Here is a 20,807-nt window from a genome sequence, read left to right on the forward strand (position 1 = left end):
ACAATTGAACACTCCCTGCTCTTTATAAACAGTTATGCAACAAAGCCAGTTAAATAGCTAAGAACCCCTCTAATATATGATTTCTCTTTAACTTTTTCTAAATATGGACTAGGTAATTCTTCCTTATCTACAAATTCGAAATCATCTTTCTCAAGAAACAACTCATGTATTATTTGTGCTAGTATCATAAAGTCTTTCTTTTTAGGGGACTGAACAAAGCCTGGATATTGCTCATCATGTGCAGTTTTTTCATAAACAGATTGAATGAAAGTAGATATTCTTTTTTCTAATTTTCTCAAATTTTCTACCAATTGCTTTTCCCCTGGTAAAGGTATTTGAAGCTTTTTTTGCTTTAATACCTCCTTTTCTGATATGTGACCAGAATCGTTAATAAACTTACGTGTTATTTGCTCTAACCTTTCCAAGTCTATTTCTGTATTATAATAAGAAAGAGCTGGATAATTTTCATCTTGGCACAGCTTATTATGATAATCAGAAGCTTCAATAAACTTATTTACTATTTCTTTTAATTCTTGTAAATCATTTAGCTTTTGATTGAAATCAAGATATTTTTTCAACTCCATCCACCACTCATATTTAGCAGATTTTTCTTGTTTTTCTATTTTATTTTCTAGCTCTTCTACTACTTTGCTATCTGCAAATGCTTTTATATATATTTCTTGAATAACAGAACAGAAATTTTTTTTAGAGAACTGTCCTGTACATATATAATTAATGGTCTGAAGACGCTCATTTTTTATCGAGTATGTTAGTATATTAACTAAACTCTTTAAAAGAACTTGCTGCCCTTCCGGATTGTTTTTTATATTCTTTTCAACTAAGTTCAACATTTTTTTTATCAGTCGTTTATTATCAATTAATGAGACTATAGCCAAAATTGTTTCGATCTGCCCTACTTTTCTACTAATGATCTGATTAAGATTTTTTTCATTGAGCTTGGCAATATCATTGCTTACAAGTATAAAGGCATTTTTATATATTTCCCGAATAATTGAGAATTGTGAATCAGGGTACTCGCGCCTATTTCTAGTAGATTTTTGTGTAAAATGTTCGTATAGGTTTGTAACAATTGAAACATCTGGTTTATTTATAGCTTCCCTTAAAGAAAGAACTAACATTTTCTTTAAGTTAGCTTGTTTATCTATATCAATTAAAAGTCTAGGATCACTTTCTACAGCTAATATCTTTTTCCACCATAAAGTCATAACTTTTTTATTAAAATAATATAGCTTAATTATTAACTATATCTATGAGAAAATCAAGAATTATGTATTTTTTTATATTTTATATAGGATTATTAATATTCACTTTAGTTTCAGAAACATACTGCAAATTAGAATCATAAAAATCTTTAATGTTCATTTTTCCAAAAACGCAAAAAAAGTACCTACCTTTATGAAAACAAGCCTATAAAAATATGGTTGTAAAAATGGAAGCCTAAAATCATTGCAACAAAGTTAGGCAAATTGGTTCATATGTAAATTTAGTGAAAGTAAACCAATATAGCTGATTTCATGGTATAGCAAAATCACTATATTGAAAAGTTTATATGGTACACCAATTGATTCTAAAAAAAATGTTTTCACACTAACTGGTTTTGGGTGCTGGAAGTGACCAAATTACTTAAGTTGTTTAATACTGAATGAGTATAAATTTATTTTCTTCTACTAATCGTACATGGCCCAGAGTGGACAAATGGGAAGATTATACTATTAAAGATCTATAATATTAGAGCTCTGCCTAAAAAGTAAATTCATTAACTTTTATTCCACAACTTTGCAGTATTACTTATTTAATGATGAGATAAGAATTACGTATTAATAAATAATATAGGTTAATATAATAATAGAAATATTGACATATTAATAATATTATTATACTCTTAATATAATTAAGTAATTAAGAGAAGTTATGAGTATTGTATTGTTTTATGAGAAGTTTAATGATGAGGCTTTAGATAATGGTAAAACTCCTTTAAGGGGAAAGTTTAATGAAATAATTAAAGATTTAGAGGAAAATAACAGTACAAGCCAAGGGAATATAAAGTTAATAAAAGGTGATGGGAATATTGAATATTTTCGAGCTAAATTAAGTGATAGTGACAGATTACTCTTTACAGGTATAAAGATTGATAACAAAGATGCTTTTGTTATTTTAGAAGTAATTCTGAATCATGATTATCATAAGTCTAAATTTTTAACAAATAGAGAAAAAATAAAAAACATAGAAATAGTAGATAAAAACAATGAAGAAATTTCTGATAATGTAAGTACATTGGAGATTGAAGATGCTCCACAAGTTAGTTATCTCGGTAAATTTATTACTTTTAGTGCAAAGCAAGAAGATATAGTTGAAAGGGTTAAATTACCTTTAGTTATCAATGGAGCTGCTGGAAGTGGAAAGACATCAGTGGCTTTAGAGAGCCTAAAAAGGATAAAAGAGAAGTTTGAGGGAGGAAAAATTCTATATATTACCAAATCCGAAAATCTTGTAAAAGAATCGAAAAAGTTACTTGAATACGAATACTACGATGATAAGTTCAAGATTGCTGCTCCAGAAGAAATTGATTTCTTATCTCTTCATGAGTTTCTTGAAAAGCAAGCAGAAGATATAAAAAGAAAGAAGCCAATCAATAGAAGTAAGTTTTTTTTATGGTTCAACGAAATATGCAAAAAAGATAAATTTAAAAAGTATAAAAAAGACGGAGATAAAATATTCGAAGAATTTACAGCTGTGATAGGTGGAAGAAGCTTATTAGGAGAAGATGGAAAAGATAGGTATGCTAAATTAGGAGACAGACAATCTATGTTTTCTGTAGACGAAAGGAACAGTGTTTATGATTTTTTTAAAGAGTACAGGAAGTTTATAGAAAAAGATTCAGAGTATTATGATCCTAATCTTGTTACTAATAAGTGCATTACAGAAGGAATGTATGATGCGATTGTTGTAGATGAAGTTCAGGATTTAACTGAGAGCACATTAGATCTGGTGTTAAAGAGTTTAAAAGATGAGAATAAGAGTAACTTTTTACTATGTGGTGATGTTAATCAAGTAATACATCCTAGTTTTTTCTCTTTATCCAAGTTAAAATCTTTTCTTTGTCAAAATAGATATATAGTTGACCAAGGGTCAGAAGTTTTTTATACCCTTGAGAAAAATTATCGTAATAGCGAGCAAGTTATTGAATTTGCCAATCGTATACTACATCTTAAGAATTATTGTTTTGCTTCAGAAGATAAAATAACAGTAGACAACGCTTTTCTCATGAAGAGTGAGACTAAGAACAAAGGGAACGTTGGCTTTATTATTGATGATAAAAAAGAAGAAATAGCAAAAAAAGTAAATGAATCTATAAATTGTGCTGTTTTAGCTCTGGATGATGAAAGTAAAAAAAGTGCACGTCAGTTATTTGATACTCCACTTGTGTTTAATATACATGAAGCCAAAGGCTTGGAATTTGAAAATGTGATTCTTTACAAGTTTACATCATGTAAAGCTTATAATGAAATATGGAATATAGCATGTCCAAATAAAAGTGAGGGGGAGATAGATAATACTATTAATAGAATTCGTGATTCATATAACGAAAGGGAAGTTAACACTTCAAGAAATAAGGATAAGAAAGATAAGTCTTTGGAGAAATATAAATTTTATATGAACGCTCTGTATGTTGGAGTTACTCGTGCTGTTGATAGTGTATATATTATAGATGATGAGAGTAATTTATTGAAAATAATAGAGCCAAGGGAAGAAGGTAATGTAAATATTGAGCAAGAAGAATCTAGTCCTGAAGAATGGAGAAATAAGGCACTAGAGTTAATAGAGAAAGGAAACATAGAGCAAGCAGAACTTATAGCAAGAAAATTGCAAAACGAAGGAAAAAAAGAGTATGCTGAAGAGATTATGAATGTATTGAGAGCTAAGGGGTATCATGAAGAGAATCAGATCTTAGATAAGAACAAGTATACAAATTCAGTGTTAGAGAGTGATATAAGTTCTAGGTCTTCACAAAGCTCAGAACATGAAGGAAAAGATGATGATATTATCAAGCTTCAGAATGAAAATAATCAAAATAAAAAGAAGAAAGCTAAAAAATATCATCAAGTTCAAGAGGTAAAACCACAGCTTTCTTTAGAAGATAGTACTAATAGAAAACACAATAGCAAAAAGCCTCATAATGAAAAGCGTGAACAGAACCAAGGTAATGATCAGGAGAAGGAACCATTAAAGAAAAATAAGGAGTTAATGAGTGTAATATGTAGAGACAATATAAACCAATTTAAAAAAATGGATATATCCCAATATAGTGAACTAGAAATATTCATTTTAGCTTTAGAAAAAGCTAGTTTTAACATAGCTAAATATTTAGTTAAGGAAAAAAAATCTATTATTGATGCTAGGAATAAGAAAGGTTTTACTTTTTTACATTTTGTAGCAGAAGAAGGTAAAAATAATATAGTTGAATTTCTTGTGAAGGATTGTGAATTTGATGTTAATGCTAAGTCTAAGGAAGATGTGACTCCTTTACATTTTGCAGCACGCATGGGTCATTTGGATATAGTTAAATTTCTTGTGAAGGATTGTGAAGCTGATGTTAATGCTAGGACCAAGAAAGGTTTTGCTTCTTTACATTTTGCAGCAGGAGAAGGTAAAAATAATGTAGTTAAATTTCTTGTGAAGGATTGTGAAGCTGATGTTAATGCTAGGAATAAGGAAGGTTTTGCTCCTTTACATTTTGCAGCAGGAGAAGGTAAAAATAATGTAGTTAAATTTCTTGTGAAGGATTGTGAAGCTGATGTTAATGCTAGGAATAAGGAAGGTTTTGCTCCTTTACATTTTGCAGCAGAAGAAGGTAAAAATAATGTAGTTGAATTTCTTGTGAAGGATTGTGAATTTGATGTTAATGCTAAGTCTAAGGAAGATGTGACTCCTTTACATTGTGCAGCAAAAAATGGTCACGTAGATATAGTTAAACTTCTTCTCAAGAACAAGGCTGATGTTAATGTTAAAACTAAGGAAGGTAGTACTCCTTTGTTATTCGCACTAGATTGTAGACATTTCGAAGTGGCTAATCTTCTGCTTGCTGATCCAAATATTAATATTGGTTGTATAGATCTCAAATCCGTTAAAAATGAAGGAGATAAAAGAAAATGTGTTATAAAAAGAGTTCAAGATGGTGAGTTGTTTAATAAGGTAAAAGAAGCGGCAAATGAAAAGGATACGCGTAAGCTAGATAAATTACTCAAAGAGATAAAAGAGTTACTAGAATCAAAGAACAAACATGGTTTCAAACCAAGCTTAAACTACTCTCTAGATGGTAATGATGAAAATACGACTATTGAAATTGCTATTCAAGCTGGTGGAAAGTTATTAGATCTTTTATATGCTTATGCTAAGAAGAATATAGGTACAGACACTGAAATATTTAAACGACTCAAACATGCTAAAGAAAACTCTCAGTCTAAGAGAGATCTTTGTGATGTTTCTGTTTTAAAACATTCTACTCCAGATCAAGGCTTTTTGTTTAGTAATGGTTAATGCTTCCTTCTATAATGCAAAACCCATACTCACCCAACCCAATCAATTACTTGCAATCTGGATTCCAGTTTTAAGCTACTCGGATGACAGAGAAAGGGCTACTTGCATGAAATGAAAAGGAGCACCGAGCAGATCACTTCTTCACAAAGATCTTATCAGCAACACGCATATCAATTATGCTCCAATTGCTAAAAGTAAAGTCGGTTGTATTTTGCAAGTGGCTTAAATAATCCCATGCGCTATAAGGATTATCTTCAGGCAATTTTACTGTGGAACTGTCATCGAGTATGATATTCCATCTTCTATTTCCTACATAAATACAAGAAGAAATATGATCACTTAATTGAGTTTTTCTCTCTAGTATATCTTTAATGAATTTTAGATTTGATAACGAATTTTGTCCTTTAATTACAACGAGGTTATCTATCGGGTAGTCATTTACGATCACTTTACCTTCAGAATCAATTACTGAAGTTCTGTTATCATCTTTCCAAAGAGCGAAAGGTGTATGTTCATCTACATCAATGTGTAAGGTATTAGGTAAAATTCTATAAATTTTTACATATTTTATCCATTTGCTTACAGATTGTATATTATCTGTTAGTTTTGAGAGTGATACATACATGATAGGTTGCGTTCTATCTACTAAACTTAGAATGTCCTTTTCATTTGTAAATTTGTTTCCAGTAACGGTTACTTTGTCGATTAAAAATCCATTGCTAAGTAATAAGCTCGATAAGCGATCATTACACCAAGTAAAGTAGTAATTGAATCGATTTGTTATTTTATCAAGTGAACTATAAAGTACTAGTGTAAGGAAAAGTGCAGTTATAATCATGAAAGCACACTTGCGCAAAAAACTCCTTTGGCTTCTAGTAACATTGTTCAACATCGGCTTGATCTCTAATATTCTTGTGGTGTAAACTGTCTTTGACAATAATTTTAATTAATTCATTAAAATCAATTCCTTTTGTCAATTTTGCAATTTCTGGTACTAACGATAATTCAGTAAAGCCAGGATGTGTATTAATCTCAAGCATTTTTAAAGTGTTATTTTGGGGATTATAACGGAAGTCTGAGCGGGAAACAGTTTTGCATCCTAAAAATTGATGAACTTTTAGTGCGTGTTCCAAGGTCATTCTATATATGTTGTCAGGAATTTTAGCAGGAAATATATGTTCTGCAAATCCATCTGTATACTTTGCTTCATAATCATAGAATTTATTTTTTGGTCGTATTTCCATAGTGCCAATTGCTTCATTCAGCAACACAGCAGTATGTAACTCTATACCCGGTATGTATTCTTCTATGATCATTTTTTCCATTATAGTAGAACTGTTATTTTTCAGCTCTAAGTAATCCTCATGTGAGAAAATCATGTGTACTCCAATGCTTGAGCCTTCGTTAATCGGTTTTAAGACGTACGGATAATCAATTTTAATATTATTTTTTAGCACATCTTCTCGACTAATTACATAACCTTCTGGAGTGTCGATATTAAGAGACTGAAATATATGTTTTGACATTGCCTTGTTCATCGCAACAGCCGAAGCCATAACTCCGGAGTGTGTATATTCTATACCTAAAATCTCCAGTAAACCTTGAATACAACCATCTTCTCCGTAAGGTCCATGTAGAGCAATAAAAGCAAGATCGGGATTAGTTTTTTTAAGCTTTTGAGCAATGTTGCTATCGACATCTATTTCTATTGCATTATATGATAAGCTATCAAGCGCCTTCTTGACTGCTTTTCCGCTCATAAGTGATATTTCTCTTTCGCAAGAAAATCCACCACTTAAAATTGCTATAGTTGGAACCATAAGCATTCTATACTTTGTTATATATCATATATAAAAGATACTTTTATCTTCAATAGAAAAAACATTTTGAAAAATTCTATACTATGTACAGATATTGCAATTTGCAGGTGGTAAGTGGTGTCATGCAAGTAGCTGACATTGGTTTTCATCATCATCAGAAACGTTATCTTTTAATATAAAGCAGCTAATTTTATACTCGTAAATTTAACTGGATCCCAGTGTCAAGCACTGGGATGACACCATAGAGGCACTAGAATGACACTACTTTGAATGGAAATCAGTGTCAGCTACTTTCATGACACTACCTACAAGTTGCAATGTTCGTACGATTGTGCATCACGTACTGGAATGACAAAGAAGAGTGAGTTGCTAGTTTTTCGTATGGTTATGCAAGGAGTCTGATCTTTTTTCTTTGTTAATATTACCCTAAATTTTCGTCAAAATAAGCTGTTTTATCCTTTTTTTCTTTATACTCTTCTGCTGTATCTAGGGGTTGCTTTTTAGCTGTGACATTTGGCCACTTTTGCGAATATTCTACATTTATGTTGTAAAATGATTTAAAGATTTTTTGTTCATTGTTCAGTAAGCCTTCATCTAGCTCTAGAATATCTTTTATGGAATTATCAGTTACAATTGCATCTACTGGACATTCAGGTATACACACTCCACAATCAATACACTCATCTGGGTTAATCACGAGCATATTTTTACCTTCATAAAAGCAGTCAACGGGACATACTTCTACACAGTCCGTATATTTACATTTTATGCATTTATCTGTAACAAAATGCGTCATAAAATACTGTATATTTGCATTATCTTGGGTACACTAAACTGATAAGAAATTCAAGCCTTTTATGAAGATAAATAAATTAAATAACGAAGAATTAGAAATATGGCTAAGCTTGGCTAGAACTGTGGGACCAGTAAAGTTTTTTAGTATACTAAGAGCATGTGGCTCACTAGATGAAGTGCTTAAGTATCTTAATGAATTGGCTAACAAGGATTATGGAATTAAAAATGTACAAGAAGAAATTAAGAATGCAGAAAAAATTGGAGCCAAAATAATACCAGCATGTGATCCAGATTACCCTGACATTTTAAGGAATATACCGAGTTGTCCTCCTGTAATAACTACACTTGGTGATATATCATTGTTAAGCCGTGAGATAATTGCAATAATCGGTGGACGTAATTCTTCAATCAATGGAAGAAATTTTGCCAATAAGTTGGCACTTGATTTAAGCAAAGTTGGTTTCATCGTAATTTCTGGACTTGCAAGAGGGATCGATACTGCAGCAAACAGTGTAATATACAAAAATCACCCAACCATTGCTGTCACAGCAAGCGGAATTGACGTAGTATACCCAAGAGAAAATTTTGATCTATACAAAAGAATCACTGAAAATGGCGGGTTAGTAATTACTGAGCTTCCATTTGCTACTAAACCAAAGCCTCAGTATTTTCCCCAAAGAAACCGAATTATATCTGGCCTTTCACTCGGTGTTGTGGTAATTGAAGCATCAAAAAAGTCTGGTTCTCTCATCACAGCAGATTTTGCTTTGAATCAAGGAAGAGAGGTGTTTGCAGTTTCTGGTTTCCCTTTAGATTCACGCTGTAGTGGTAGTAATTATTTAATTAAGAACGGCGCTAAACTTGTTGAATCCGCTGATGATATAGTAGAGAGCGTGAGATTTAGTTTACCTCTTCAGCAAAAAAATCTATTTGATACCGTTGCTGACCAAAAACAAGAAAAATTACAACAGGCAAAATCTGTTATAGTTGATCATATTAACTCTGTACCTGTTGATATAGATGAACTTATATTAGCAAGCGGACTTTCTACCAACATAGCTCTAATGGCTCTTTTGGAACTAGAGACGGAAAATAAAATAGAGCGTTTGCCGGGGAATAAAATATCATTAATTTTCTAGATTGCTTTAGTTATAAATCCACAACCGTACAAACATTATGATTTGAGTCCACCAAGAAAGATGTCATTCCAGCGTTTGACGCTGGCTTTCCGTAATCTCAATAAAAACGTTGTATTTTTACATAACTTTTATACTTACTAACTTAATATATAATCAAAATTCCTAGATTCCAGACTCATGCATCAATAGACCTGCTGCAAAAGGTAATGATAAAATGATGGAAGAGGAATAAGCAGATAGAATAAGGTAAAAAAATGAGCTTTAGTTACTACAATATAAAGAAACACCCAAGAAATTTTCGTAATATAATAGGCTTAACTGTAGAAGAATTTGAAAAGGTGATAGAAAAAGTGGGGAACTTCAAAAAAGTGTGTCAAGCCGAAAAGAAAAGTAATAAATTGATATAAAAAATGGAGGTTTGAAATGAGTCAAGCAAATAGAACTACCGGATTAGTAGACTATAAAGAACTAGAATCAAATATTTTATCATCTATAGCTAACCCAAGAAAGGTTTAGCTATATGGCAAAATTGGTTAGAATGGTATAATAAGTAATGAGAAAGAAGAAGATGCCAAGTCCATATAGTGATGATCTGAAAGAACGTGTTTTCAAAGGAGTCGATAAAAAAACAATGACGATAAAAAAAATCAGTCAAATATTCAAAGTGAGCATAAAACCAATATATTTGTGGAGGAAAAAAGAAACAGAAACCATCTTCAGGCTATCACAAAGGATATGGTCATAAGATTAAAGACTTAGATAGATTTGCCAAATTTCTGGATGGAAATTAAGATATTAGAATTGAAAAGATAATTGAAGAATTTGGTAATATGTGTAAAAACACAGTATATAACTACCTTAGCAAAGTAAACTATAAATATAAAAAAAACTTTTCTTTATCGAGAAAGAGATAAAGAGAAACGCAAAGAGTTCATAAAAAAAGTAGAAGAAATAAACAAAGAAAACTTGATATACATAGATGAGTCTGGAATAGAGGACAATGAATTTTATGAATATGGGTGGTCTCAAAGAGGAAAGAGGTTATTTGCCCAGGGTTTAAAAGAAAGAGGGTAAGCATAATTGGAGCACTGAATGAAGGAAAAGTGAAAGCACCATGGATAATTGATGGCTACTGCAACAGGGAGATTTTTGATGCTTATGTAGAAAATGTACTTGTTCCTGTATTTAAACCTGGACAGACTATTGTTCTCGACAATGCGAGCTTTTATAAATCTGCAAGGACGAAAAATTTGATAGAAAATATTGGGTGTAAAATTTTGTTCTTGCCTCCATACTCGCCAGATTTAAATCCGATTGAGAAGTTCTGATCAAGCACGCCATAAGAAAGGCTCCACAAACCTTTTGGCCCAATATTAATTCGGCTATTGATTTTGTTTTTTAGTGCTCGGGCAAATCTTACTTCGGTTAGCTATAGCAGCTATAATGTGCTTGCAACAACTAATTCACTACGGCAACTGCACCGTGACAGTGTTTGTATTTTTTTCCAGAGTTACAAGGGCACTTGTCATTTCTTGAAACTTTTGGAAGTCTGCTATTTTTAGTAGAGCGTGACCTATTGCCTATTTCTTGATTGTCTAGCAACTTAAAGTGCGCTAGGCGGTGAATGGTAAGCTCCCCCCACTTTTCAAGCATCGACTCAAACATTAAGAAAGCTTCGCGTTTGAATTCATTCAGTGGGTCTTTTTGCCCCATGGCACGCAAATTTATGCTTTGTCTTAGGCTCTCTAAGACCGAAAGGTGCTCCCTCCATAAATGATCAAGTGTCATGATCATCACTTGTTTCACTATCGTATTCCACAAATCTGTAGTTTGTTGACTATTGAAATATTTTTCTTTCTCAGTAAAAAATTCTTGTATCTTGTCATTTATATAATCCAAGGCTTCTTGTTTATTCAAAAACTCTTCTAGATTAAGCGTTATCCCGTATCTTATGTGGAATTCTTTTGCAATATCTTCAACATAATCTTCGTAATAACCACTTTGTACTATACCTTCTATTATATCCTCATTTACTTCACTATATACTTCAACTAAATCATTGATTTCATTGTTTAAAATATGATTTCTCTGCTTAAAAATAACTTTACGTTGATTGTTGATTACATCATCAAACTTTAGCAAAGACTTCCGCACATCATAATTTCTAACTTCAACTTTCTTCTGTGCTTTTTCAAGTGCTTTATTAATCCATGGATGATGAATAGCCTCGTTGTTCTTTAGTCCCACTCTTTGCAAAAAATTCCTCATTCTATCAGAACCAAATATCCTCATTAAATCATCTTCAAGTGATAGAAAGAACTTAGAAAGTCCAGGGTCACCTTGACGGCCAGAACGGCCACGCAGTTGATCATCTATTCTCCTGCTTTCATGCCTTTCAGTTCCAATAACACATAAGCCACCAGCTTTTATAGCAATTTCCTTATCTTTTTTTACTCTTTCGACTATTTCTTGATATTTTTTTTCTCTTTCATCAGCATTTTTTATTTTCTCGAGCTCTATTTTTGCAATCATTTCAACATTTCCACCAAGCTGAATATCAGTTCCACGTCCTGCCATGTTTGTTGCTATAGTAATGCTGCCTGGTATTCCAGCTTGCGCTATTATATACGCTTCTTGTTCATGATAACGAGCATTCAATACTGAATGCTTAAGAGAATGGCTTTTCAAAAGATCGGAAAGTTTTTCAGAATTTTCAATACTCACAGTGCCAACAAGCACTGGTTGAAGGCGTTTGTGGCATTCTTCTATGAACTTCAATACAGCATTAAATTTTTCTTTTTCTGTGCCATAAATTTCATCATCAACATCTATTCTCTTAACAGGCACATTAGTTGGAATTTTTACTACATTTAATCTATATATATCACGAAACTCCTCTGCCTCTGTTGCTGCTGTTCCTGTCATACCAGAAAGTTTGTTGTACATACGAAAGTAGTTCTGAAATGTGACTGATGCTAAAGTTTGACTTTCATGCTGAATTTCAAGATTCTCCTTTGCCTCCAGTGCCTGGTGAAGACCATCAGAATATCTCCTACCTTCCATCATGCGCCCAGTAAACTCATCAATAATTACCACCTTACCGTTTTTCACTATATAATCTTTATCAGCAGTAAACAGCTTATGTGCACGAAGTGCTTGATCTATATAATGAGTCAGTATAATATTGCTAGTATCATAGAGCGAGGAATTTTCAGGAATGAGGTTATACGATTTTAGTAATTCCTCCACTCGTGAAATGCCATTTTCAGTGAGGAACACTGCTCTACTCTTTTCATCGACTTCATAGTCAGAATCAACTAATTTGATTACTATTTTATTGATATGCTTATATATCTGATTATTTTCCTCAAGTGGGCCAGAAATAATGAGCGGAGTACGCGCTTCATCAATCAATATGGAGTCTACTTCGTCTACTATTGCATAATTGAAGCCTCTCTGAACCATATCTTCTTGAGAAAATTTCATATTATCTCGTAGATAATCAAAGGCAAGTTCATTATTTGTTGAGTATACTATATCTGCGCTATAAGCCTTTTTTCTCTCGTCGTCTTTCAAATTATTTGTAATAAATGCAACAGAAACTCCAAGAGAATTATATAATTTACTCATCCACTCTGTATCTCGTTTTGCAAGATAGTCGTTAACAGTTACGACGTGCACACCTTTTCCTTCTAAAGAATTTAGGTATGCAGCTAAAGTTGCGACTAGTGTCTTTCCTTCTCCTGTTTTCATTTCTGATATCATGCCATTATGGAGAACCATGCCACCAATTAGCTGAACGTCGAAATGCCTCATGTTAAGGAATCTTCGTGATGCTTCTCGTACAACCGCAAATGCAGGTACGAGAAGGTCATTTAGTGTTTTTCCATTTTTCAGTTCTTGTTTTAATTCCGCAGTTTTACTAGCAAGATCCTCATCAGATAAGCTCTGCATTTCTTGCTCTAGCGCATTAATCTGCTGAGCAATTTTTCTGAAGGATTTTATTATCTTCTTGTTCGTTGATCCAAATATCCTTTTTATAAAAAAAAGTGACAACGTAAAGATGAAGAATATAAGAATAGTTGTTAAAACTAACGTAGAGTCTGGCATAAACTTAGGTAAAGTTTTATTTAATATGAGATTATATTACTAAACGTAACCTGCGGCAATTAGATTCAGAAAATCTTTATTTACAAACTAAGGAAAAGATTCTTGCAGATGAAATGTAAAAGAGTCTATTTATTTTATTAAATATTATAATTAATAATTAAACTTTCTTGATAAATTATTAAAATAGTGTTAAGCTACATGTATAAAACGGTTAGTGGAGTTACAATGTTAAGCAATATTATAAAAGTAAAATTAGAGGAAAATAGTTGCTCTGTTAAAGAATTAGAAGAATTCTTTGCTCAAATGCAATTTGGTACAAAATGGTTTAAAGATTCTTCAATAAAATTACTTTGCCAAAGATATTATAAATGTGGCGATAAATGGAAAATTTCTTTTACCCTAACTCTACCAGAGAAGCAGTACCTAATTCTTTCGCTTTGAAGCTTTTATCTTTGCTTAGCAAGGGAAATGAGATGGCTTTACCTATTATATTAAAATACCTTTCTTGTAGAACTGTATTTAAAGATTTTGGTCAAAAACTACAGGCTAAAATGGATCAAGATATAAAAGAACAAAACGATTCTAAAATTTCTCAGGAGATTGAGTTATGCAAAAAAGACATTTTAAACGTTCTAAATGGTGGTCGATCAGTATTAGATAATCAATTACGGCAACGTTATATAGCATACTATTCATTAATGGATAGTGAGGTTAAAGAATTAAAGATTAAGATTTCAAAAGAACTAGAAGATTATACTAGCAATATTAACGTTAATAAAATGTATCAAAGCCTTAATAATAAAATAAAAAAAATAGGGCTTTGTGAGATAAGAGGAATCGCTGCATTGTGTACTTGTGGTTTTACTGCATTTTTTATGTTACTTTTGGCTCCGCTCATAGCACTATTTGTATGTGCCGCTAAACAAGGAAGTATAGGTTATTTACATGCTCTTATGTATACAGCATCTCCATTTTTGGTTGTTGCAGCATTAGCGCTAACAGTAGCAGGTGTAGCTTACTTAACAAGTTATTGCCTAAAGCATAGTTTTACAAAAGAAATACAAAATTATATAGAGCAACCAATAAAATGTATGGATAAGGCAACTAATAATAAAGAATTAGACAATTTTCCTTCTGACAATTATGAAAAAGTACAACCTTCAGCACCGCTTGAGGAACTACTACCTTCATACGAGGAATCGTGTTCATCACCACCGTCATACGAAGAATCGTGTCACAGTAGTTTAGGTTATATTCAACCATCTAATCCAATACAGCAAAATAAGTTGTTGCGGTGAAGATATAAAGAGAACAAGCAAAATTACATTTGTAATTTTGCTTCCTTTATCATGACTTAGAACATGCAGCAACATGACGATTTGTCTATGCTTTATCAAGTATATTAATGGGTAAATGAATTTTAATACAATCTTATTATACTTATAAATACGTTATATGTGAGAAGATATGGAAGATTTTATAACTGCAAGAAGGAAAGATGATGCTGTGATATCTGTTTGTCAGGATAATGAGAAAAAGAACGTATTAATCTTGGGACTCAATCAAGCTGCAAGGAATTTATTAAAATGTGAGGAAGAGAATTTACTTAATAAGCCGTTAATCAATATTTTAAGTAAAAGAGCAGCTGAAGATATGAAAAGCTATTTGGAGTATACTGAAGATGGGCGCGATTTGCCCGATATATTGCCAAAAGTGATAGGCTTTTCTTTAATCGACGCTAAAGGAGAAGATATAAAAACAAAGGTAAAAGTTTTTCGCACAACGCAATTTACTAATAGCAAGATTAATTATGAGCTATTGATACGTGACATTAGCCTGTTTCATAAGCTAGCAATGTTTAGGGATAAATATCTGATGGGTAAGAAATATAAAAAACACAACTTGTTTGATATACCAGACAATGATTCAACGATTTTGGAGTTATATGTCATATTGAATTTTGCCTTTGAATATCAAATTAATGCAGTTATAGGAATAATAGGCTTCAATAATAAATTTAATGAGATAAACGATGCATTGAGTATGATCACAGAGCATTTTTATAAAAATTGCCGTAGTGATGATTTTCTAGGATTTATTGATGAGAATAAGGTGCTTTTTATTTTGATTAACTGTGATGCAAAGAACACATCTAAAATAATTAGTCGTATATATTCTACCATTAATAAGCAGTTACTAAAGCGAAAGTTACCAAGTATATCAATTATTTATGGAAATATAATTCAAAAACATAGTGTGAAGAATGCTTAAACGCTTTTGTCATTAATTGGTTTGTAGTATCTAAGTTCTACACAATATAAGAATTGTTTTTTATTTCTATTAAGCTTATATTAAAAATTTAAGCTTAACTATGAGGTTACTGATCAAACTATTTTCATTATTATTCGTGGTAGGGAGTGTCAATGCTAGGGTAATTCTGGATAAGGAGATGTTTTATGCAGAACTAGATGGAAAAATAGATTTAAGATTTGGCTACGCTTTCAACAGAGATTCTTTTAGCTCTACAAAAGACAAGACCTCAAGTTATTCAGACCTGCGCTTTCTTTATTTGCAGCAAGTTTATCCCAATACGCACATGGGGTTTAATGTTAAGGCAGGAGTTTCTGCTATTGCAAACCTAAAAGCATTAGACATAGAAAAATTAGAAATGGAGAAGTGCTATTTTATCATAAAGAACCAGGAGTTTGGATCAGTTGAATATGGTAAAGGAAGTTTAGTTAGTCAGAGTATGTTAATTAACACTTCAAAAATTTACACAGCTGCTGGAGGAATAAATGGTCATTGGACAGATTATGCAAATTTGCGCGGTAATAAAAAAAAAGATGATGGTTCTGGGTATGATAAGGATAAGGTATTTTGGGTCAAGCCTAATATTTATAGCGACTATAATAGACTAGAACTAAAGTTAAAACAACCAACGTTAAACTATATCTCTCCTAAAATCTATAACTTTCAACTTGGATTTAGTTATGTTCCAGGTAAAAATAATTTACAATATAACAATCTAATAGCCGCTGGTCTTTCGTATGAAAATGGCCTATCAGATGATATAAGTTTTACTACTGCCTTGGCTGGTGAGTTTGCAAGGGAAAATTTAACTGACTGCTCGGATGGTACTTCTCAAAATTATGAATGCCGTAATCAATTACTACACTGGAATTTTGGATTGAAGCTAAAACTTTTTGAACTTGATTGCATTTTTTCGTACGGTAATGGCGGTAAATCTGGTGAGAAGCGTAGTCCTGAAACAAATAATATGCATTATGTAAATGCAGGTGTTGCTTATCATTCTGATTCTCGTAAAGTGAGCTTAACATATTTTAATAGTGTTAGGTATATTGCAGGTAAAGGTACAAACGAATTCACATCACAGGCTTTCAGTCTTGAATATCCATTAGCTCTTGGCACTTCATACTACTTCGATATTGTAAAATTTAGTACTCAGGAACCTGTAGTAAAAGATAACAACTACGGGTATGTGCTTTTGGCCGGATTGAAGCTAAGTTTTTAGTGAAGTAACTGGTATGTAAGTATTGTAGTAATGAGAGTAAAATTGAGTTGTTAATATATTTGATATTATAAAAATAACTATTACATAAGATTTTCAATAAAAAGACATTCTGTTACTAATCCAAGTGTAGGAGAAAACGGTTATTAATTAGCAAACCAAGCTCTTCAGTAAGCGCATCTCTTCAGGTGCTCTTTTTTTCTTTTTTATATATAAAAAAATTAGATAGTATTGTGAGTGCGGTTTTTTCTGTGTTCTGATGCTTTTCAATTCTATAGCTTTTGTATTGAATTTCCTTTTTTTACTACTATTTCTCTATATTATTGTAAGAAAGAACAGAAAATTTAGTGAGAATCTTGAGAAGAATTTACTTAAAGTAGAACATGAACTTCAAGAGGCAAAACAGGCTTTAGTAGATAAAAATAAGGAAATAGTTGATTTGAAAGTGAGGAACGCAGAACTTCAAGTAATTCTTCAGAAAGAGCGTGAAGAAAAGAAAAAGGAAATAGAATTACTAACAAAAGCAGAGGAGAGGCTTACGAACAATTTTAAAGCACTTTCTCTTGATGCTCTTCAGGTAAACAATAATAATTTTCTGAACTTAGCAAAAGAAGTGATCGATAATAAGCTAAAAGAAACAGAAAGTGACTTCAAAAAAAGGCAAGCAACGATCAACGAAGTTATCACTCCAATAAAAGAAAAATTAGAAAAATTCGACAGTGAAATACGTGAGCTAGAGAAAGAGAGGGTAGGGGCCTACGAAGGTTTAAGGGAGCAAATTGGAGCATTAATGAACCAAACTTCTAGCCTTGCTAACGCCTTGAGGAAACCTCACATTAGAGGTAAGTGGGGTGAAATGCAGCTCAAAAGAGTGATAGAGATGGCGGGAATGATTGAATATTGCGATTTTTTTACTCAAGCCTCAGTGATTGATAAAAACGAGGACAATTTGTTGCGTCCTGATTTAATAGTAAAAATGCCATCAGGAAAGCAAATAATAATAGATGCTAAAGTACCACTTGATTCTTACATGGATGCTATGTCGCAAAATGATTTACAGATACAAAAGGAAAAATTGAAGAATCATTCTCTGGCAATAAAAAAACATATAAATGATCTAGGCAGAAAGGAATATTGGAACCAATTTGAAAATACGCCAGAGTTTGTGGTGCTTTTTTTAACAGGAGAAGGGGTTTTCAGCGCAGCACTAGAATGTGAACCAGCTTTGATAGAAATTGGAATAGAAAAAAAAGTAATTATTGCAACACCAATCACTTTAATTGCGCTACTTAGGGCAGTAGCCTATGGATGGAAGCAAGAGATGATAGCTGAAAATGCAAAGAAAATAAGTGAACTAGGCCATATTTTATATGAGCGAATCTGCACAATGGGCGAAAATTTTGATAATTTACGCAGAAGCTTAAAAAGTGCTGTTGATCATTACAATAAAACTGCTGGTTCGCTTGAGGTAAGAGTGTTTCCTGCTGCCCGAGAATTCAATAAGCTTGGTATACATGCAAAAAATAAAGAACTCACTGCTGCAAAAGAGTTGGAATCTTTACCACGCAGTTTACATGCTGAGGGGTTGAAAGTAGATTAGTATTTCAGGTCTCCTTAACTTACATTTGCTGATTAAAACAACTTTCTAAAAATTTTTTTTATATAGCTCAATTCCTGCACATCATTTGCTGCATAAACAGGTATAGTTTTTTGCTCAGTACCAGGTATTTCTACAAAAATTTTGCCCACTTCTTGACCTTTTTTAATTGGTGCGGGTACCATATCTTTATACTCAATACGCACTTTAATTTTATCATGTAATCTGCGGTTATAAGTTATGGTAACATCGTTTGCAACTGTAACGGGCACCTTTTTATCTTTTCCATAAACAATATTTATTTCTTCAACTACGCTATCCTTAGCAAATATTTTCTTGGTATTAAAATGATTTAAGGAATATTGTATTAGTCTTTTTGCTTCCTCTATTCGCTCTTTCTCGGTGTCCAAACCATTAACAACAGCAAAAATTCTCCTATCGTTCCGTTTTGCAGATACTATAATTCCATAACCACCAGCACTTGTATGACCTGTCTTTAGACCATCAACTCCAATATCATGGAAAAGTAAAAGATTTTTATTTTTTTGTACAATATCGTTATATGTCAAATATTGTTCAGAGAATAGATCATAGTATTCAGGAAAATCAGTAAAAATCCTTTTTGCCAGTGTTACCAAGTCTTTTGCGCTCATAAAATGGTTTTCATCTGGCCATCCGCTTGAGTTAACAAAATGACTATCATTAAGATTCAAATCTTGTGCAACTTCATTCATTTCAGCAACAAAATTCTCTTCTGATCCTGCAATACCCTCGGCTAGCGCTATGCATGCATCATTACCTGAGGCAATTGTAACTCCTTCAAGTAGTTCTTTTACCGTAACAAATTGACCTTCTTTCAAAAACATAGAAGAGCCTTTCCTTTCCCATGCTTTTCTACTTACTCGAAATTTATCTTCCATTTTTATTATTCCAGCTTTTAGATAGTCAAAAGCTACATATAAAGTCATCAATTTGCTCATTGAAGATGGGGCCATTTTTTCCCTGGAATTGTGTTCAAAAATGAAAGAGTCTGAAGCTAAATCTAAAACAATTGCTTGCTTTGCTTTGGTTCTAAACTGATATGAGTATGAGTAAAAAGGAAATATAAAAATTAATAGCAAAGTTACTAATTTGCTTAACATATTTATAATTTTAAATTTATAGTGTACTAATTAATAGTATGATTTTGCACGAGCATTTCAATAGATCTCTCGCATAAAACTTCCTTGACAAACTGCGCTAGCCCCCTTATTATGATAATAAGAGTATTTATCTTTGTTTTCGATCCGCGCGGGTTCAACAACAAAAATTCAGTAAAAAACTCAGATATTTATTGGCAAATTACATAAAAATTATAGCGGCTGCATGTCTTTTTTATTTTTTCTACATTCAGCCAAAACGCGCTTATTTTAAGCGTTAGCACATTATTACAGCGCCAATTTACATTATTATAGGGTCAAAACTCGTTACACGGGGATTTTTTTGCCTTTTTTTTCGCTTGGTAAATTTCTTAACATTTACAGCTAAAGCTTCAGGCCAGCACTTGATGCTGGAAATTTTTTGAGCACAAAAGTTATGCTAGGTTTTTGTTAGTAAGAAACCAGTGTCAAGCACTGGGATGACATAGAAGGAGCACTGGGATGACATAGAAGGAGCACTGGGATGATGTATAGAAGGAGCACTGGGATGATGTATAGAAGGGACACTGGGATTAGAGGCTACTTGAATGACAAGAAGGAGGGAGCAGGAGATGACAAGAGCACTGCCATTAAGTTAAGGGAAAGAGAAGTTAAGATTGGACAAAAAATTTGAAGTGATTGATAATTATGGTAAATACTAGGGTGAATTTTTAAGAAAAGGGAGTCTGAAAAGTGCAAGTTATTTAAAAAAGTAATAATTGCAGGTTATTTTGCAAAGAATGTACTAATGCAATGATACTGAAAAGATATCTTGAATTTAAAACACATGTTTTCTAGCTCTTTTCTGGTAGTTGAGTGAACGAATATCAGATATCTTATGACGATCAACTCTTCTCCCTTTTCTCACCACTAAAGTGTTCATCAAAAATAACTGTGATAGTCGATCCATAATGCAGTCTATGTCTGACTCTGTAGAAAAAATATCAAAGGCTAAGTTTTTAATCGCATTAAATGAGACAGATTTATTGATGCTTTTTTTGTATCCGTTCAGAGGTATGGTAAGGATAAAAAAGAATTGACATAACATATCAAAGTAATAATAACAGAAAATGTTGATAG

The 20,807-nt window shown here is 32.3% G+C and carries 17 protein-coding genes and 1 pseudogene; 11 read left to right on the plus strand and 7 right to left on the minus strand.

Annotation, left to right across the window (positions count from 1 at the left end; translation table 11 throughout):
- Positions 1-32 precede the first annotated feature (32 nt).
- Positions 33-1,226 carry a hypothetical protein gene (locus ABWU45_RS04475; protein ID WP_353277951.1) on the minus strand — a complete coding sequence of 398 codons (1,194 nt, stop codon included), beginning with the start codon at positions 1,224-1,226 and terminating at the stop codon, positions 33-35.
- 706 nt (positions 1,227-1,932) lie between these two features.
- Here ABWU45_RS04475 and ABWU45_RS04480 point away from each other — a divergent pair.
- Positions 1,933-5,559, plus strand: a complete 3,627-nt coding sequence (locus ABWU45_RS04480) for an ankyrin repeat domain-containing protein (protein ID WP_353277953.1) — start codon at positions 1,933-1,935, stop codon at positions 5,557-5,559.
- A 133-nt stretch (positions 5,560-5,692) separates the two neighbouring features.
- On the opposite strand, the gene ABWU45_RS04485 is transcribed toward ABWU45_RS04480, so the two are convergent.
- From ABWU45_RS04485 to ABWU45_RS04495, 3 genes are all read right to left on the minus strand, one after another.
- Positions 5,693-6,451 (minus strand): cell division protein FtsQ/DivIB, encoded by a 759-nt coding sequence (locus ABWU45_RS04485; RefSeq protein WP_353277955.1) that lies wholly within the window; start codon positions 6,449-6,451, stop codon positions 5,693-5,695.
- Entirely contained in the window at positions 6,432-7,385 is a 954-nt protein-coding gene (locus ABWU45_RS04490) for a D-alanine--D-alanine ligase (protein WP_353277956.1), read from the minus strand. Before ABWU45_RS04490 ends, ABWU45_RS04485 begins: the two co-directional genes overlap by 20 nt.
- 415 nt (positions 7,386-7,800) lie before the next feature.
- Positions 7,801-8,175 carry a ferredoxin family protein gene (locus tag ABWU45_RS04495; protein WP_353277958.1) on the minus strand — a complete coding sequence of 125 codons (375 nt, stop codon included), beginning with the start codon at positions 8,173-8,175 and terminating at the stop codon, positions 7,801-7,803.
- Positions 8,176-8,236: 61 nt separating this feature from the next.
- On the opposite strand from ABWU45_RS04495, the gene dprA reads away from it, so the two are divergent.
- The 4 genes from dprA to ABWU45_RS04515 all read left to right on the plus strand — a co-directional run bounded on the left by dprA (position 8,237) and on the right by ABWU45_RS04515 (position 10,641).
- On the plus strand, positions 8,237-9,313 hold the full coding sequence (gene dprA / locus ABWU45_RS04500) for a DNA-processing protein DprA (protein ID WP_353277960.1): 1,077 nt from the start codon (positions 8,237-8,239) through the stop codon (positions 9,311-9,313).
- A 254-nt stretch (positions 9,314-9,567) separates the two neighbouring features.
- Positions 9,568-9,720, plus strand: coding sequence for a hypothetical protein (locus ABWU45_RS04505; protein ID WP_353277962.1), 153 nt, complete (start codon positions 9,568-9,570; stop codon positions 9,718-9,720).
- A gap of 161 nt (positions 9,721-9,881) precedes the next feature.
- Complete coding sequence (locus tag ABWU45_RS04510; RefSeq protein WP_353277964.1) at positions 9,882-10,058, plus strand: IS630 transposase-related protein; 177 nt, start codon at positions 9,882-9,884, stop codon at positions 10,056-10,058.
- 274 nt (positions 10,059-10,332) lie between these two features.
- Positions 10,333-10,641, plus strand: coding sequence for a transposase (locus tag ABWU45_RS04515; protein ID WP_353277965.1), 309 nt, complete (start codon positions 10,333-10,335; stop codon positions 10,639-10,641).
- A gap of 130 nt (positions 10,642-10,771) precedes the next feature.
- On the opposite strand, the gene secA is transcribed toward ABWU45_RS04515, so the two are convergent.
- On the minus strand, positions 10,772-13,423 hold the full coding sequence (secA, locus tag ABWU45_RS04520) for a preprotein translocase subunit SecA (protein ID WP_264683168.1): 2,652 nt from the start codon (positions 13,421-13,423) through the stop codon (positions 10,772-10,774).
- Between the two features lie 198 nt (positions 13,424-13,621).
- Here secA and ABWU45_RS04525 point away from each other — a divergent pair, with 198 nt between their 5' ends.
- From ABWU45_RS04525 to rmuC, 5 genes are all read left to right on the plus strand, one after another.
- Positions 13,622-13,864, plus strand: a complete 243-nt coding sequence (locus ABWU45_RS04525; RefSeq protein WP_353277967.1) for a hypothetical protein — start codon at positions 13,622-13,624, stop codon at positions 13,862-13,864.
- Between the two features lie 32 nt (positions 13,865-13,896).
- On the plus strand, positions 13,897-14,721 hold the full coding sequence (locus ABWU45_RS04530; RefSeq protein ID WP_353277969.1) for a hypothetical protein: 825 nt from the start codon (positions 13,897-13,899) through the stop codon (positions 14,719-14,721).
- Between the two features lie 169 nt (positions 14,722-14,890).
- On the plus strand, positions 14,891-15,694 hold the full coding sequence (locus tag ABWU45_RS04535) for a hypothetical protein (RefSeq protein WP_006015273.1): 804 nt from the start codon (positions 14,891-14,893) through the stop codon (positions 15,692-15,694).
- A 100-nt stretch (positions 15,695-15,794) separates the two neighbouring features.
- Positions 15,795-16,955, plus strand: coding sequence for a porin (locus ABWU45_RS04540; RefSeq protein WP_353277970.1), 1,161 nt, complete (start codon positions 15,795-15,797; stop codon positions 16,953-16,955).
- A gap of 256 nt (positions 16,956-17,211) precedes the next feature.
- Positions 17,212-18,552, plus strand: coding sequence for a DNA recombination protein RmuC (rmuC, locus tag ABWU45_RS04545; RefSeq protein ID WP_353277972.1), 1,341 nt, complete (start codon positions 17,212-17,214; stop codon positions 18,550-18,552).
- Positions 18,553-18,584: 32 nt separating this feature from the next.
- Here the strand turns inward: rmuC and ABWU45_RS04550 are convergent, their stop codons facing one another.
- Positions 18,585-19,691, minus strand: coding sequence for a D-alanyl-D-alanine carboxypeptidase family protein (locus ABWU45_RS04550; protein ID WP_353277974.1), 1,107 nt, complete (start codon positions 19,689-19,691; stop codon positions 18,585-18,587).
- A gap of 520 nt (positions 19,692-20,211) precedes the next feature.
- Here ABWU45_RS04550 and ABWU45_RS04555 point away from each other — a divergent pair.
- Complete coding sequence (locus ABWU45_RS04555; RefSeq protein ID WP_353277975.1) at positions 20,212-20,361, plus strand: hypothetical protein; 150 nt, start codon at positions 20,212-20,214, stop codon at positions 20,359-20,361.
- 144 nt (positions 20,362-20,505) lie between these two features.
- Here the strand turns inward: ABWU45_RS04555 and ABWU45_RS04560 are convergent.
- A pseudogene (locus ABWU45_RS04560) lies at positions 20,506-20,727 on the minus strand (IS4 family transposase); the annotation flags it as partial.
- Positions 20,728-20,807: the final 80 nt, after the last annotated feature.

This window comes from Wolbachia endosymbiont (group B) of Longitarsus flavicornis (assembly GCF_964028135.1).
Taxonomy (GTDB): Bacteria; Pseudomonadota; Alphaproteobacteria; order Rickettsiales; family Anaplasmataceae; genus Wolbachia.